Annotated in this window: 18 protein-coding genes; 10 read left to right on the top strand and 8 right to left on the bottom strand. The window is 47.6% G+C overall.

What is annotated here, in order from left to right; all coding sequences use genetic code 11:
* Window positions 1-15 precede the first annotated feature (15 nt).
* The 4 genes from SAQUA_RS10085 to SAQUA_RS10070 all read right to left on the bottom strand — a co-directional run bounded on the left by SAQUA_RS10085 (window position 16) and on the right by SAQUA_RS10070 (window position 2,777).
* Window positions 16-756, bottom strand: a complete 741-nt coding sequence (locus SAQUA_RS10085; protein ID WP_380673140.1) for an ATP-binding protein — start codon at window positions 754-756, stop codon at window positions 16-18.
* A 14-nt stretch (window positions 757-770) separates the two neighbouring features.
* Complete coding sequence (locus SAQUA_RS10080; RefSeq protein WP_380673138.1) at window positions 771-1,745, bottom strand: DnaT-like ssDNA-binding domain-containing protein; 975 nt, start codon at window positions 1,743-1,745, stop codon at window positions 771-773.
* A 338-nt stretch (window positions 1,746-2,083) separates the two neighbouring features.
* Window positions 2,084-2,521, bottom strand: coding sequence for a toxin YdaT family protein (locus SAQUA_RS10075; RefSeq protein ID WP_380673135.1), 438 nt, complete (start codon window positions 2,519-2,521; stop codon window positions 2,084-2,086).
* 10 nt (window positions 2,522-2,531) lie between these two features.
* On the bottom strand, window positions 2,532-2,777 hold the full coding sequence (locus tag SAQUA_RS10070; RefSeq protein ID WP_380673133.1) for a transcriptional regulator: 246 nt from the start codon (window positions 2,775-2,777) through the stop codon (window positions 2,532-2,534).
* Between the two features lie 125 nt (window positions 2,778-2,902).
* Between SAQUA_RS10070 and SAQUA_RS10065 the strand changes: the two genes are divergently transcribed.
* The 9 genes from SAQUA_RS10065 to SAQUA_RS10025 all read left to right on the top strand — a co-directional run bounded on the left by SAQUA_RS10065 (window position 2,903) and on the right by SAQUA_RS10025 (window position 11,001).
* The gene (locus SAQUA_RS10065) at window positions 2,903-3,295 is read left to right on the top strand and encodes a helix-turn-helix domain-containing protein (protein ID WP_380673131.1); all 393 of its coding nucleotides are present in this window, start codon (window positions 2,903-2,905) and stop codon (window positions 3,293-3,295) included.
* Window positions 3,296-3,659: 364 nt separating this feature from the next.
* Window positions 3,660-3,902: a hypothetical protein gene (locus SAQUA_RS10060; protein ID WP_380673129.1), complete on the top strand. Its 243-nt coding sequence runs from the start codon at window positions 3,660-3,662 to the stop codon at window positions 3,900-3,902.
* Window positions 3,899-4,093: a hypothetical protein gene (locus tag SAQUA_RS10055; protein ID WP_380673127.1), complete on the top strand. Its 195-nt coding sequence runs from the start codon at window positions 3,899-3,901 to the stop codon at window positions 4,091-4,093. Before SAQUA_RS10060 ends, SAQUA_RS10055 begins: the two co-directional genes overlap by 4 nt.
* A 251-nt stretch (window positions 4,094-4,344) precedes the next feature.
* The gene (locus tag SAQUA_RS10050) at window positions 4,345-4,632 is read left to right on the top strand and encodes a hypothetical protein (RefSeq protein ID WP_380673125.1); all 288 of its coding nucleotides are present in this window, start codon (window positions 4,345-4,347) and stop codon (window positions 4,630-4,632) included.
* A 557-nt stretch (window positions 4,633-5,189) separates the two neighbouring features.
* Window positions 5,190-8,327: a PD-(D/E)XK nuclease-like domain-containing protein gene (locus tag SAQUA_RS10045; RefSeq protein ID WP_380673123.1), complete on the top strand. Its 3,138-nt coding sequence runs from the start codon at window positions 5,190-5,192 to the stop codon at window positions 8,325-8,327.
* 14 nt (window positions 8,328-8,341) lie between these two features.
* Window positions 8,342-9,412: a recombinase RecT gene (locus tag SAQUA_RS10040; RefSeq protein WP_380673121.1), complete on the top strand. Its 1,071-nt coding sequence runs from the start codon at window positions 8,342-8,344 to the stop codon at window positions 9,410-9,412.
* A 2-nt stretch (window positions 9,413-9,414) separates the two neighbouring features.
* The gene (locus tag SAQUA_RS10035; RefSeq protein ID WP_380673119.1) at window positions 9,415-9,594 is read left to right on the top strand and encodes a hypothetical protein; all 180 of its coding nucleotides are present in this window, start codon (window positions 9,415-9,417) and stop codon (window positions 9,592-9,594) included.
* A gap of 71 nt (window positions 9,595-9,665) precedes the next feature.
* Entirely contained in the window at window positions 9,666-9,944 is a 279-nt protein-coding gene (locus tag SAQUA_RS10030; RefSeq protein WP_380673117.1) for an excisionase, read from the top strand.
* A complete protein-coding gene (locus tag SAQUA_RS10025) occupies window positions 9,919-11,001 on the top strand; it encodes a tyrosine-type recombinase/integrase (RefSeq protein WP_380673115.1) in 1,083 nt (360 codons plus the stop codon). The genes SAQUA_RS10030 and SAQUA_RS10025 overlap by 26 nt, the downstream gene beginning before the upstream one ends.
* Before the next feature lie 316 nt (window positions 11,002-11,317).
* On the opposite strand, the gene SAQUA_RS10020 is transcribed toward SAQUA_RS10025, so the two are convergent.
* From SAQUA_RS10020 to ftnA, 4 genes are all read right to left on the bottom strand, one after another.
* On the bottom strand, window positions 11,318-11,659 hold the full coding sequence (locus SAQUA_RS10020) for a YebY family protein (protein WP_380673113.1): 342 nt from the start codon (window positions 11,657-11,659) through the stop codon (window positions 11,318-11,320).
* A gap of 68 nt (window positions 11,660-11,727) precedes the next feature.
* A complete protein-coding gene (gene copD, locus SAQUA_RS10015) occupies window positions 11,728-12,609 on the bottom strand; it encodes a copper homeostasis membrane protein CopD (protein WP_380673111.1) in 882 nt (293 codons plus the stop codon).
* Window positions 12,610-12,612: 3 nt separating this feature from the next.
* The gene (gene yobA / locus SAQUA_RS10010; RefSeq protein WP_380673109.1) at window positions 12,613-12,996 is read right to left on the bottom strand and encodes a CopC domain-containing protein YobA; all 384 of its coding nucleotides are present in this window, start codon (window positions 12,994-12,996) and stop codon (window positions 12,613-12,615) included.
* Between the two features lie 323 nt (window positions 12,997-13,319).
* Window positions 13,320-13,832 (bottom strand): non-heme ferritin, encoded by a 513-nt coding sequence (ftnA, locus tag SAQUA_RS10005; protein ID WP_380673107.1) that lies wholly within the window; start codon window positions 13,830-13,832, stop codon window positions 13,320-13,322.
* A 479-nt stretch (window positions 13,833-14,311) separates the two neighbouring features.
* Here ftnA and SAQUA_RS10000 point away from each other — a divergent pair, with 479 nt between their 5' ends.
* Entirely contained in the window at window positions 14,312-14,542 is a 231-nt protein-coding gene (locus SAQUA_RS10000) for a DNA polymerase III subunit theta (RefSeq protein ID WP_380673105.1), read from the top strand.
* Window positions 14,543-14,558: the final 16 nt, after the last annotated feature.

Raw genomic sequence — 14,558 nt, 5'->3', positions numbered from 1 at the left:
TGGTTTATGCTCCGGTTACTTGGTCAATCTGCTGTGAGTTACATTTTTTCGATAGCTCCCCCACGTGAAACTCACCCAAATTCCACTATCCATTGTTAATCTATCCATAACCCTGGCGCCCAAAACGTTGGTTAATTCCTCCGCATTCAAGTTGGTAAGAACCCCCACTGGTTTCAGTGAGGACAATCTACGGTCAATTATTTGATTCAAAATCACCCACTCAGCGCGCGTTTCTCGCTGAACGCCGACTTCGTCAATCACCAGCAAGTCGACCTTGCATAGGTCATCAAGCAACGAAGACTCAGACTCGCCACCGTCATAGCAGCGGCGTACGCGCAGCATCAGGTCAGGAACGGTAACCACCAGCACGGTATGCCCCAGTTTCAATAAGTGGTTACCGATAGCCGCCGCCAGATGGTTTTTACCGGTTCCACAACCACCACTGAATACAAAACTGCCGAACCCCATCCCGAAATTTTGTGCGTAACTCTTCGCTCTGCTCAGGGCCTGTCGCTGCCCATCGTTCACTACCCGGTAGTTGGCAAACGAGCAGTTACGATGCAGACCACAAATCCCTGAGCGCCCCAATATTCGCTCAGCGCGGGTGCGCTGATTCTCTTTTACCAACTCAGCGCTTCGCTTTTCCCCTTCCGAACGATTCCACGCAAGCAATTCATCGGCGGTCCGAAACTTGGGCTCAATGCCTGGAGGCATAATGCGCTGCAGCCTGCTGAGCAGTGTCTCTGGTGTTTTCATGGTTCACCTCATGGTTAGTTAAATTCCGGCGGTTTATCGCCGTAGTTGCCCGAAGGCTCAAAAGCCCCCTGCCGTTGGCGCTTGGGTCTGGCTCCTGGCGGAGATCCGTTGTGCTGGCTTGCCAGATGCCGGGAAAATTTTTGCTCCCACTGCACTTGGTGAAACGCCTTGCCCTCGGCTTCCCAGTACGTCGTAAAACTCGCCAACTCCTGCGGGGTGTATCCAGGATCTGGGCCATCAAGAATATTTCCCCATACGGCAGCACGTCGTTTGAAATCCGGTGATGGCTGCCAGGTGGTAGCCATCATGAATTTAACGGTGGGATCATCCGTCCAAAAATCGTCATTGAGTTCTTGGGGGGAGGATTCACCTGGTGATGGCCCGTTTTCGCACGCGCCCGCGATATGTGGGGTTTGATCTTTTAAGATCTGTTTACTGTTTACTGCTATCTGGAAAGGTCTTGCCAAAACCTTAGGCTTATCCTTTGGCAAAGGCGTAGCCAAAGCGAAAGCCTTATCGAATGCCAAGCCTAAAGCCTTGGAAGCGTTATGTGTTGCGGCTTTCAAGGCTTCGAACGCCTGATATTTGAGGTCGCAATCAGGCAATAATTCGAATGCTCGTACCCATGATTTAATGACATTCACCGACGTTGGCGGGTTATGTTTTATTGCATTTGGGATCCAAAAAACTCTGGCTTGAGTGTCGACTTGGACCATGCCTAAGGATATGGCTTCGCCTAAGGCAAGGTCGAAGGCATCCAATTCCCATCCTAATTCCTCGGCCATTGCCGCTCGGCCAGCTTTAAAAAGCCCAGGAATAATGTTGGTGAACGGGCTTGTAAGCAGGTAAATAAACAAAGCCTGACCACTGGGTTGTAGCGGGGATAGCGCTCTAAATTTTTGGTCATCCCACATCGTGATTTTTACCTTACGGTAAGGTTCATTACTTGCCTTGCTCTTAGCCAAAGCCTTTGGCATATCTTTTGGCATAACTTTTTCCTGACAATGAGTGCTCTACTGCGAGATACAGAGCACCGTTTCTTTCAAATTCGTTCACACTAAATGTTCAAACTCGTCTGTGTGTTCGCCTGCCAGGAACGTGAGGACGGTCCGGTTTGTCCTTAACCCGCTTCATCGTTTTTGCATGCGTTTTTGCCCATGTAATACTCGATGTAAGCGTTGCATTCGGTGAATCAACATAGTGTTGTGCCCCTTTCAGTGCGGCAGATTTAGCCACTGCTTCGCTGTATCCTTCGCGTTCTAAATACGTGCAAATCTGCGATTCGATTTGTTCCCTGGAAAATTTAGCCATTGGGTATGCTCCGGTTTTATGCGACGAGTGATTGCGCAATGGGCAATAGTGCTTGAATGCTATCTACGGCCCTGGTGAGTTTTTGAGTCACTTCTGAGCAGCCCAGTAACAGCGCGGTCACTGCTGTCGTAACGTCCTGCAGCGCTTTCGAAGTGAGATAATTAACGGATTTCGGATCTGTCAGCCGTGCACGCCGTTCTGCCGGCATCGCGATCAATATCGCTGGCAACAGCCGCTGTATTTTTTCCCGTGCAGCTTTGGTGTCTGCGTCAACCCAGCGGAAAATACGCTGCTTGTTGTTGTGTACCGCGTTGCTGGTATCTGGCCGCCCGAGAAGCGGTCCACCACCTTGCAGTTGGTAAACCTGCGCTATTTCTGCAGCGACGATTTCCTGATTGGTTTCTGCGGCCCAGCCTCGCAGTTCAATACACACATCCTCGTGAGTGATTTTCATAAATCAGTCCTTAATCATCATCGGTGCTAACTTGCTCTTTTTTTGGAAGGGCATCTGTTGGGTTTGGATAAAGATCGGGGCGTAACTCATGTGGAGTAACAGCAAAATTCAGTAATCGAGATGTTTCTAGCACTAGTTCCGCAGGTACTTTGCCTTTAAACCATCCATTAATGGTTTGCGAACGCTTCCCAATTCTGCGCCCAAGTTCAGCTTGACTGCATACTGCCGAGATCTTTTTTCGTACTTTTAATTTCATGACATCTCCTTTGTTGAAACTTGGTGATAACAACAAATTTTATTTACAGTGTCAAATATTTTCTACTAATACGAGCTGTAGAAAAATTCTGTATAATCAAGTGCAGTAAGGCTTGAGGGGTCAAAATGAACTTTGGTGAACGTTTGCAACGAGCGTTGCAAGAATCAGGTATGTCACAAGCAGAACTGGGCAGACGCGTGGGCACAACTTCGCAATCTGTTAATGGGTGGTGTATCAGCGGGATTATCCCGAGGAAAGAGGTGCTTGAGCGTTTACCAGAGGTATTTGACAGACCACTTTACTGGTTTTTTATGACCGACCAAGAAGAGCGCGCCATTGCTGCCGGGCATCTTACGAATCCTGACCTTAGCGAACGACAAAAACAAATGCTGACAATCTTCGAACAGTTACCTACACCAGAGCAGGACAATATGATTTCTGTTTTTGGAGAGCGGTTGAAGGAGTTAGATGAATTCGTTAAGCAATATATGAGCAGAAGAGTAAAAGACATCGATTAGAGTCGGCTCATAATAGTCACATACTTCCTGAAGCATCCGCCATCAGCCGCCCACTCCGAGGCGGCTTTTTTACATCCTGAGGTTACGCGACACTTCTTTGTGTTGATTTAAATTACACATATTGATGTAAATTAAATTGACTAATGTAATTTTAATTTATACATTAAAGCCATCAAGCAGCCGCCAAGGCAGAAACCCCACGAAGCAATACCCCGAGTTACTCCGTGTTCTGCCGAAGCTAAGTAGCCAGCCCGAGGCGTATGAACATGACGGCATTGTAGAAGTGAAATCAGCAGCAGGTGTAGACGTTCTGACAGCCGGAAAGACGGCGAGCATAACCAATAACCAACCGAAGGATTGCGTGATGAAACCAACCTCATTGAAATCCGGTATGCGTGTACTGATTAAACCGGCCAATGGTGGCAGCGTGACGAATCACGGCGTGTTTATCCGCCGCGTTCCGCGTCAGCCAGGCCGTCCTGCTCACAGCATTATCCGTGTTGATGAATTTGCAGGTCTGGATGGTCCGCAGGATCTGGGTGATACACCCTATTCCGATTACGACGTTTCTCGGCGTGTTTCTTTGCTTGAGGGGAAAACCAAATGACCAGCATCGTTCCATTTTGCGGTAAGGCCATGACCTTTCGTCACAAACGCACCGGAACACCGTGGGTTGTATCGTTTGATTACGTTCGCAGCGTTTATCGGTTTGAACCAATAGGCAATCTACGGGCAATCAAAGCCCCATTTGAATCACCGTCTATTCCACCGGAATTTGAACTGGCAGGAACCCACTGACCTATGCCCAGCCAGCGGTGGCATATAACACTGGCAGTAGGTGATTGGCCATTTACTCCTTTAAAGCCGATGCACTTACGGACCGCCGGGAAAGTCCGGTAATAAAATGCAGCACCAGGGAACGGTCGCTGATACCCACTCGTAGAAGTGAGTAATGCGACGCCAGAAACGTAACCGGCACCTTAATAAACATCCAATGGCTATTAATTTTAGCTATGGAATTCTATTACCCAAATCATGGAGCATGACCAATGAAAAAAGTTATTTTCTTTGAATTAAAAGAACTGCACAAGAATATTGCTGCAATGTCTATTAATGGCGAAGTCGCTGGATTTGTTGTTATTCAAAAGAAAGAGGATGAAAATTTATTCACTATTTCACACCGTGGAAAATCATTAGGTCCGCAGCATTGCCCTTCTTGTGCCTTTGAATCCATAGCTCGCCACTACGAACGTATTCCCGCTGATGTAGAAATTGATTTGATTGGGAGGCAACGGGTTATTAATAGGGTTGAAATTAAAGTGGCCCGCGTGCACTAAAACACAGCCCCGTCAGCACTGGCGGGGCCTTTAACGTTATCAAGCTGCGCCTTGCGTTTCCTCCATCAACAGTGGCGGGCGTCAAGACTCAGGGCGCAGCTTAATAACACAGTGTTTTACCCCGCTGGCCCGGCGTAATGGGCATAACACAATAGTTAGCTGAGGATGATATGGAATCACAGTTATTTTCACCATCGGCCGCAATCGAAGCGCAAAAGAATTATTGCGCTGAGAATCGCCTGCCTTTATTTGCACCTCATGACGGCATTTGTAATCGCTGCACAAATAATATTTATCGGCAAAAAGTTTCACCTGGGCATCAAACGGGTATTTCAGTTGAGGAAGCCAGCACTACGCATGTTCTCGACTGCCCGCATTGTCGCCTCAGTTACTGCAATTAGAAGTAAAAGGCCCGCACAAGGCGGGCCAGTACCGGTTTAACGTCCCGGCGACGGGTTACCGGGGAACCACCCCCAGCAACCGGAGCATAACCAATGACCAACCTAAGCAAGCCACTGATTGGTTGGCATTGTACCTAAATTCAGGAGACCTACACAATGCAAAATACTGCCGCATACCTCTTACGGGCAAAGCAAAAGTCAGGAAAGCCACATCTCTATGTTCATTTTATCGTGGAAGATGGCGACGATGCTGAAACAACCCTCAGCTACCTATTCATGAAGGCAAAGTATGTAAAAAACGACTATTTTGCTGCTGTTCGCATCAACTTCCACGTTGTCGACGGCCTACCACCCGATGGCGAATTCAGTGAAACATTCTGGTTATCTTGGGCCTTGGATGGGGATAGCGGTAAAACCTGTTTACCGCGTGACACGCTCGACCCCTCATTAGCATTCCCCAAACTCTACCCTTACATGCTCAAAACCGACGCAGATAAGCCTTCGAAAACTCCAGAACCACCAGCTAAGGACGAGGCTAAATACTTAGCAACTGACATCAATAAACACACCATGATTGCCGCTGCATGGCTCTATGGCAGTGATTGCCTGAAGCTGAATGATGAACAACTAAATGCAGCCACCAAGCTTCTTATGGATGACGCCCAGCGGTATCCCCAGAACGTCATCATGGCACTCTCGAGCCTCAGGGAGTTTGATCCCCTTTATCCAGAAGTACCCATATCAGTGATTGCAGGCATGAAGGCTATTTGGCCACCATTCGGCAAAGCACCGGAACTGGGCAAACTCAGTCAGTTCGCTACCGAATACCTCCATACAAAATTAGACGATCGCCAATCTGTCATTTCCAAGTGGCAGACAGGCAGCAGTGCAGCTGTTAGCCAAAAGAAAGAAGAATTACCGCGCACGTCGTCTGGCGCTATTGCCGGGACAGGCAAGAAACCCGTTAACGGGACGCCGATGGCATCATTTGGTGAATTAGAATCGGTTATTTACCTCGCTCACTACCCATCAGACTTTGATATTGCAAATCCGCCAAGCGCTATCGTGAATGCCATTAAAGAGATGAAAGCGCGGAAAGAAAAAGCGCCCATCGCGTGGTATGAGCCACTGAAAGAAACTCCCGGCGTTCTGAATTTCTCCCGCGAAGCCGTAGGCGTACTGATCCGCAACGCACCAGAAAATATTCATCTAACCCCTGGGGCATTACGCACTTATATCAATAAAAACCTGATTGAGATCGATGGGAAAACAGGAAAGGAGCCTCCCCATGTTCAAACCGAATCGCTGCAACAAAGCGAGGCAATCTTACTGGCTGATGAGCAATCTTCGAATGAAGCGTTGGCAGATACGGCAACAGGCGCTGGCAGTGCGTCGTTGGCTGGCGAACCGATAAATCAAAACGCCTCATTTGAGAGCGAAAAAGAAGAAGTAGGCGCTGCAGAAGATCTCGAACCAGCAACCCGCTACGCGTGGCTTAGGCGTGAAATCATGACCGCTCTTGACGGAAAAACCTCAGTGATGAGCGCGGTTGATGTTGAAGAGCTTATCGTAAAAACAGGCGATCTTAATCACGCCTACCTCGCCAGATTGTTAGCCAAAGAAATCGAGCCTTGTGATCCGTTCAAACAACTGGCAGCTGATGAAGTTCATCACCTCGCATGTGACGTGTTGGAAGATTGGGCAGACGACAAAGAAGAGCGCTGCAAATTCATCAATGAGCGCGTTGAGTATTACCTGAGTGAAAAACTGCAGGAGAACAGCACAGCACCTGATGAGGGACCGGGCCTCAAGAAAGTCGGCAAAGGCCTCTATGATGTATCCACCCTTTTCGCTGAATCTCCGCTTGCTGGCGTGGTCGTTAACAGCGCTGCCGCAGCTAACGATGTTCGTGAATTCCTTGAAACTCCAGCAACGGAACCTGTCCAGAACGACGAGCCGACGATGGCGGCAGACACACAGCCAGGTGAACCAGAAATCACGGACGAACCACCCTATTTCGAGCCTGGGCGTTATACCAACATTCAGAACGATGTTTACCACGCAGCGAATGGCATCAGCAGCACCATGCTGAAAGATGCCAGAGTTTCATTGATGTATTTTAATGCTCGCCACGTTGCAAAAACCATCAAGAAAGTGCACTCCAAAGTTCTCGATCTTGGCAACTTAGTTCACACCATGGCGCTGGAGCCAGAAAAGCTGGAACAAGAATTCAGCATCGAGCCAATTATCCCTAAAGGGGCATTTACCACAACCGCATCAATGCGTGAATTTATCGACAAGCACAACGCAAGTCTGCCGAAAATGACGGACTCAGACAGACTGCGCTCGATCCTTGAAGCGCATAACGCCACGCTGCCAACACCTTACTCACTGGGTGGCAACGCTGATGAAATCGGGCAGTTTTATACCTTATTGCCCGTTGAGTTTCAGCGGATTGGGGAGGGCCAAAAAGCAACCGCGACAGCGATGAAGGCCTGCATCAAGGAATATAACGCCACGCTGCCGACACAGCTTAAAACAAGCGGCAGCCGTGAAGCCTTGCTCGAGCAATTGGCAATCATCGATCCTGAGTTCGTAAAACTTGAACTGGCTATTCCGTCACCACTACCAGTCAGCGGATCAAAAGAAGATATGGCTTCTCGTATTAAGACTGTTTTGCCTGATGCTGTTTTTGCCGACGAATTGATCGAGCAGTGGCGCAGCACTGAAGACAACCGTGTACTGGTTACTCAGCAGCAAATGCAAGAGGCCAAAGCCATTCAACATGCATTATTCAACCATCCATCATCTGGACCAATGCTACAACACCCACAGCGCACCGTTGAGGCCAGCTATTTCGGCTATGACGAAGACACTGGTATGGAGATCCGTGTGCGTCCTGATCTTGAAATCGATATTGATGGTGTACGCATTGGGTTTGATCTCAAAACTATCAGCATGTGGAACGTTAAACAGAGTGCTGTGAGAGCCAGACTACACAGAGAGATCATCGACCGCGATTACCACCTCAGTGCTGCCATGTACTCCGACGTTGCAGCGTTTGATCAGTTCTTCTGGATTTTCGTTAACAAGGATGAGGGCTACAACTGGGTCGCCATCGTTGAAGCCTCGCCAGATCTGCTGGAACTCGGTCGCCTGGAATACAAAAAAGCGCTGCGCGACATCAAGCAGGCTTACGACACCGATATATGGCCAGCACCGATTACTGAAGAAATCGTGGACGACCTGAATGATTTTGATCAGCGCCGCCTCGAAGCGTTGCGCGTGGCATAAGGGGAAACAGGATCATGAGCAACATTACGTTAGCAGAAGAAAAAGTAAACTCTGTCACCGACTCAAACATCGCCCTGTTCAACCCGCAATACCTCACGGCGATAAGTAACTTTGGTCAGATGATGGCAAGCGGTATCTCGACAGTCCCACTGCACCTACAAGGTAATCCGGCTGATTGTATGGCCATTGCAATGCAGGCCGCCCAGTGGCAGATGAACCCTTTCGCAGTGGCGCAAAAAACCTACACGGTCAATGGCGTTCTCGGCTACGAGGCCCAGCTCGTCAATGCAGTGATTTCTACTCGTGGCCCGTTAGTCGACCGCATCAACTATGACTGGTTTGGGCCGTGGGAAAGAGTGATCGGCAAATTCGACATTAAGAAGAACGACAAAGGCAAAGAATATCGCGTCCCAGGTTGGCGGTTGGCTGATGAGGAAGGAATTGGCGTAAAAGTTTGGGCAACGTTAAGAGGGGAGTCCGTACCCCGCGAGTTAACCCTGCTGCTTGCACAGGCCAGAACCCGCAATTCCACCCTGTGGGCAGATGATCCGCGCCAGCAATTGGCCTATCTGGCCGTTAAACGTTGGGCACGGCTGTACTGCCCGGAAGTTATCCTCGGCGTATATACGATAGATGAACTCGAGCAACGTAATGAAAAGGAAATCAATCCCGAAACAACCGCTACACGGGTCAGTGTCAGTCAGTTGGCAGATACGCCACCAGCTACTCCACAGCAAAGCAGCACGCCTCCTGTAGATAGTGGTGGAATTGCGGCTGAAATCCGGGCAGCCATCGAACAGGCCAAAGATACCGAGAAGACCACGGCGATCCGGGCGCAAGTTGAAGATTTAAAACAGAAGCTGGGAATTACCGATTACACCGAACTTAAAAACAAGGTGGTGAAACGTCACCGGCAGATCCTTGCGGCTTCCACTATCAGCACTCAGTTAGATGATTGCCGTTCCTATGAGGATTTTACTGCAATCGAAGCCCTGGTTCGTCGCTCTGAGCGTGATTTAAGCGCCGATGACCTTGAGCGATTCCAGATTGCCCTGGATGACATGCGCCAAGAGTTTAAGGAGTGAATATGCTGATCGGCTTCATCCTACTGGTCAGCGCTTGCGGTCACAATTACTGCGATGCGCTTCCGGTTTCAGATCGGATTTACCCTACGAAAGCTGAATGCGAAAAGATGATTGACGCACTCCAGCGCCGCCGCCCCACAGCCGTATTGTTTTGTGGCGACATTTACAGACCTGAAAACTGATTTTTGAATATCAAAACGCAACTTAGGCCACGGTTAAGATCGTGGCCGGTTGTGCAAAGGAGCATAACCAAATGGCTAAATTTCTGACATTAGAAGAATGGTGCAATGAAACGTATTCGGTAGAAACACGACCTTCGATTCAGACGCTCCAGCGGTGGGCCAGGAACGGCAACATCTACCCTGCCCCTGAGAAACACGGTAGGCGATACCGAGTTAAACCCGATGCGATCTATATCAATCCTAACGATCTAGCTCTCGGCAAGAAAATCAAAGATGCGCAGAGCGATGAACCCGCACGGAGCGCTTTCCTGAAGAAGGTAATCAATGACACGGCGGCCCACAAAGTATGATCCAAACTTACCCAAAAACCTGACGTACAGGAAAGAACGGAATTCATACTTTTGGCGTAACCCTACTACCGGGAAAGAAATTCCACTTGGGAAAATAGCTCGCAGGGATGCGATTTCCCAAGCGATAGAAGCAAATCACTATATCGAACAAAACTACTCACCGGTGCTGTTGTTGGAGAAGTTAAAAGGAAGCCACGAATACACGATGGAAACCTGGCTTGAACGCTACGACACCATTTTCAAACGTCGTAATTTGGCGGAGAACACCTACAAGGTTCGTAAGGGGCAAATCGCTATCATCAAGGAGAAAATGGGGAAAATGATACTTTCTAAAGTCACCACCCGCCATGTTGCCGACTTTCTTGAGTTCTGGGTTGCCCAAGACAAGAAAACCATGGCAGCAACAATGCGATCGGTGCTGTCCGATGTATTTCGTGAAGCGATCGTTGAGGGGCATTTAGAACATAATCCCGTTACGCCCACGCGATCCGCAAAACCCGTCGTTAAACGGGAACGCTTGGAACTGGAGCAATACATAGCCATTCGTGAAGCTGCTGCCGCTTTTCCGGCTTGGTTTGGCTTGGCGATGGATTTAGCTTTAGTAACAGGTCAACGGCGAGAAGACGTTGCGCTTATCCGTTTTGATCATGTCGTAGATGGACGTTTACGGATAAGCCAGGGGAAAACCGGAGCCATGTTATCCCTTCCCCTTAACCTGGAGCTAAAAGCTGTAAACTTGAAACTAGGAACGGTCATAGATCGATGCAGGCTTGCCAGCACAACGAATTTTATGATCAGCGCAGGATTCAGGAAAAATCGCCCAGATGGATCACTCAATCCTGACAGTTTGACAAAGAAATTTGTTGCCGCGAGAAAAGCCTCAGGAATGACGTTTGAAGAAAGTCCACCAACGTTTCATGAGATCCGGAGTCTTGCCGGACGACTCTATGAGAAGGAGAAAGGGAAGGAATTCGCTATGAAATTGTTAGGTCATAAATCGGAGAAAATGACCAACAAGTATCTAGACTCAAGGGGGAAAGAATACGTAATGCTATAAAAGACCGAATATCAGTTTTCGGACAAATTTCGGACATTTTCGGACATGCGATAATTTTACCTTTAAAATCAATAACATAAAAAAAGACCGAATACGAATCCTATATTCGGTCTAGGGAAATGGCTCTTGGGATAGAGCCGTGCGCTAAAAGTTGGCATTTTTGCAGGGCTTGCTCAGCCATGCACTTTAAGAGTAGCGTAATATGCTAGTTTTGCCAGCCAACGGGCACGGCGACTGATAGTTTCGCAAAAAAATTAATTGCCTATCACACCTCACAAACCATTAACAATAACCCAACTTATTAACAAACAATCGCTTAGTCTGAACATAGCTTTGTAGCCCTTTCAACAAAGGGTTGCACACTCATTTTTTGGCCAGGGTTATTCGCATCATCAAGCAGAATCACCTTCAGGGGTTGAGCACGCTGTTGGCCAGCTTTAACCTGCTCCTCCGCTACTTTATTGAGCGGATATTGCATTAGTGTGCTGTTGTTAAGCACAAACAATGCCTCTCCCTTACGGCATTGCAGTGTGACTTCCTCTCTAGTGAAAGCCCACTGCTTGCCATACTCAAGCTTGGTGACGTTAACCAGCCTATCTGCCGCCAATGCGCCAGTTGCCGTTACCATCAGCGCAATACCAAGAATTACCGATCTCATGTTTTGGCCTTACAGTTTGGATTTATATCGATTTTCCCGCACTCAAGGGAAACCAGCAAGGTGCAATGTCAAACAGGCGCAAAAGTCGCAAATAAACTGACCAGCAAAAGAACCGCTCCCCCTAACACCAACTCAATCCAACAAGCGGCAACTAACCCGCACTGGGCAAATTTTGGTTTTGCACGCATAGCCGGGACGATGAAGTAACGATTTATAACCGCTACCAGAGCCATCAATGCAACCAGAGAAATTTTGATAAGTAGTAGCCGTTGATAAACAGAATCAATATCCAATGGCCAGTGCCCTAAAATAATCAGGTTATTGGTGATCCCGGTTATAATTACTAACGCGACAGCAACATGCCCCCACCACGAGAAACGGATCAATGTTGTGACCGCATCATCCCGCCATTGAGGTTGCGTAAGATAACGCAAACAAACCAGCAATGGCAGCAAGCTGCCAAACCAGTAACCTGCCGACAGCAAATGCAGCGAATGGTTGAAACGGTGCAAAATGCCCATAATGCCTTCGTGTATCGCAGCATGACCAATAAATGCCATATTGATCAACAGCAGTGCTGAGCATAGTGCAAGCAAATTTATTCGCTTTGCAGCAGGAATAAAAAGGGCAAACAGTGTTAGAAAACAAAAACCAAGGTGCCAGCGCCAGGCTTCCCCAAAAGTGGTGCCCAATACTGCCCACCAGATACTCCACCGCCAGGTATCATTCCACCCATCCCCCATCTGACCAGCCTGAATGGCCAACATCAGCAAGGCTGATAACGCGGAGAACCAAACGGACAATAACAACATCCGAGAGGAGTCTCTAGTCAGTAAAGGGAAAAGGCGCTGAGGTGACAATAGGGCAGAGAATACGCTAACGCCAAACACTAGCATCACAGCCGCAAAATGCACAAAGCGACACAAAACAAACAAGCTAGCCAGCGTCATCGGTCAGTTTACGGTAAAACTGTATTGACCTTTGGTTTTATGCCCATCAACCGAAACCACATGCCAACTGACATTGTACTTCCCCGCAGTCAGCTCGGTTTCAATCGGAATGTTGATCTGCGTATTGTTTTTTGGGTCCAAAGTCAGTTTGCCAGTTCTAATCACTTCACTATTTGGGCCCGTTACTTTCACACCGCTAAAGTTGGCTTCAATGCCTTCAGAGAAATTCAGCGTCAGCACTTTAGGCGCAATACTGACCGTAGTATCTGCCGCTGGGGTTTGTATTTTCAGATGAGCATGGGCCAGAACCTGTTGAGAGGACAACCCAACAAACAGCACAAAAATAGTCGAAAGCAGGCGATATGATGAATGAATTTTAGCGATCACAAATGTGTCCTTTTTTATTAATCTGAAGAAACAAGGGACAGGACCATTAATCGGAGCGATGTTTCCGTAGCCTTCCCCGCAACAATGACTACATCACGGTAACTGAGATAGGAGTTTGCTAACCCACTGTTTTAACTTGCTAAGCTACCAGTAACGTAGCGGATCATAACGGCAGTAAATTGACAAGTCGAGCAGTACATCCACCTCCGTAACCAGAAACCACCTTGTGCACATTGCAGCCCACGCCAGAAAAAATGCCGTAATACGTCTGCATAAACCGCGCACCTTGCGGCTACGCGGTTTATGCAGATCTTTCGTCAAAGCTAGCTATTGCTGCTTTCAGCAACAGAACCCATTTTATTCAGGTCTTTATCAATGAAGAACAGCGCTTCGCCGCTGTTGCCTACCAACGCCATCTTGTCGAGCACCGATTTGAACAGTTTCTCTTCTTCGTGCTGTTCGGCAACGTACCATTGTAGGAAATTAAAGGTAGAATAGTCATGAGATGTTATTGCAACATGTGCTAACTCATTAATCTTGCAGGTGATCATTTGTTCATGTTCATAGGTTTTCTGGAAAACCTCCGCAAGAGACGCAAACGCTACCGGCGGCGCATCAATGGTGCCAAGCTGCGGTAATGCGCCAGTATCACTGAGATAGTCAAAAAGACGCTGCATATGTTGCATCTCTTCTTGAGAATGATCCTTAAGGAACTTGGCTGCCCCTTCGAAAGCTTGATCTCTGCACCAGGCGCTCATTTGCAAATACATATTTGCAGAATATAGCTCCAGATTAAGTTGCTCATTCAACTTATTTATCATTTCTTGATTCAACATAATAATTCCTTTTTTCAGGCCAGAACTTAGCTTTTTCATTATACATTGATTAAGCAAAATAAAAACCCCTGAGTGAATGCTGTTAATTTAAATTTGTTTAATTATGTGAATCAGAAAATTATTTATATATCCCACCATAAAAAACCAAAAAAATTAATTATTGCTTTTCAATTGGTTATTGATATTCCGCGTGCGGGCTACACGCTACGTGAAAAGTATAGAAGGATCGGTAACTGAGCCTGGTGAGTAACACTCAACTCATCCATGAATTGAAATTTGATGGCTATATAAATGAGAGCATATTTTGAAATAATAAATATATTATATAGTAATCACAAGTCGAATTACATTATATTCCATGACTGAACTCCCTTTGCCACTGGCAAGATGGAGCTATATCACTTTTCTAAACTTGCCAAACCTGATGAGGTAGATTACCTTTCCCGCTTATTTGGTAATTGTGAAAGAAGGAAAATGCAATGGGCTACAATCTGGCAGAACTCGGCAAAGATGAGATGGATAAGGTGAACGTTGATCTGGCTGCATCGGGTGTAGCGTTCAAGGAGCGCTACAATATGCCGGTGATCCCTGAAATGGTCGAGCGTGAGCAACCTGCGCACTTGCGAGACTACTTCCGTGAGCGTGTCGCCCACTATCGTGCCGAATCGCACAAGTTCTCCCGTCTCCCCTATGAACCTAAAGTGAAATAATAAACCTGCCGTTATG

The sequence above is a fragment of the Serratia aquatilis genome (assembly GCF_044865145.1).
GTDB classification, from domain to species: domain Bacteria; phylum Pseudomonadota; class Gammaproteobacteria; order Enterobacterales; family Enterobacteriaceae; genus Chania; species Chania aquatilis.
The sequence above is the reverse complement of the archived record's forward strand: the minus strand, read 5'-3'. Positions and strand labels throughout refer to the sequence as shown.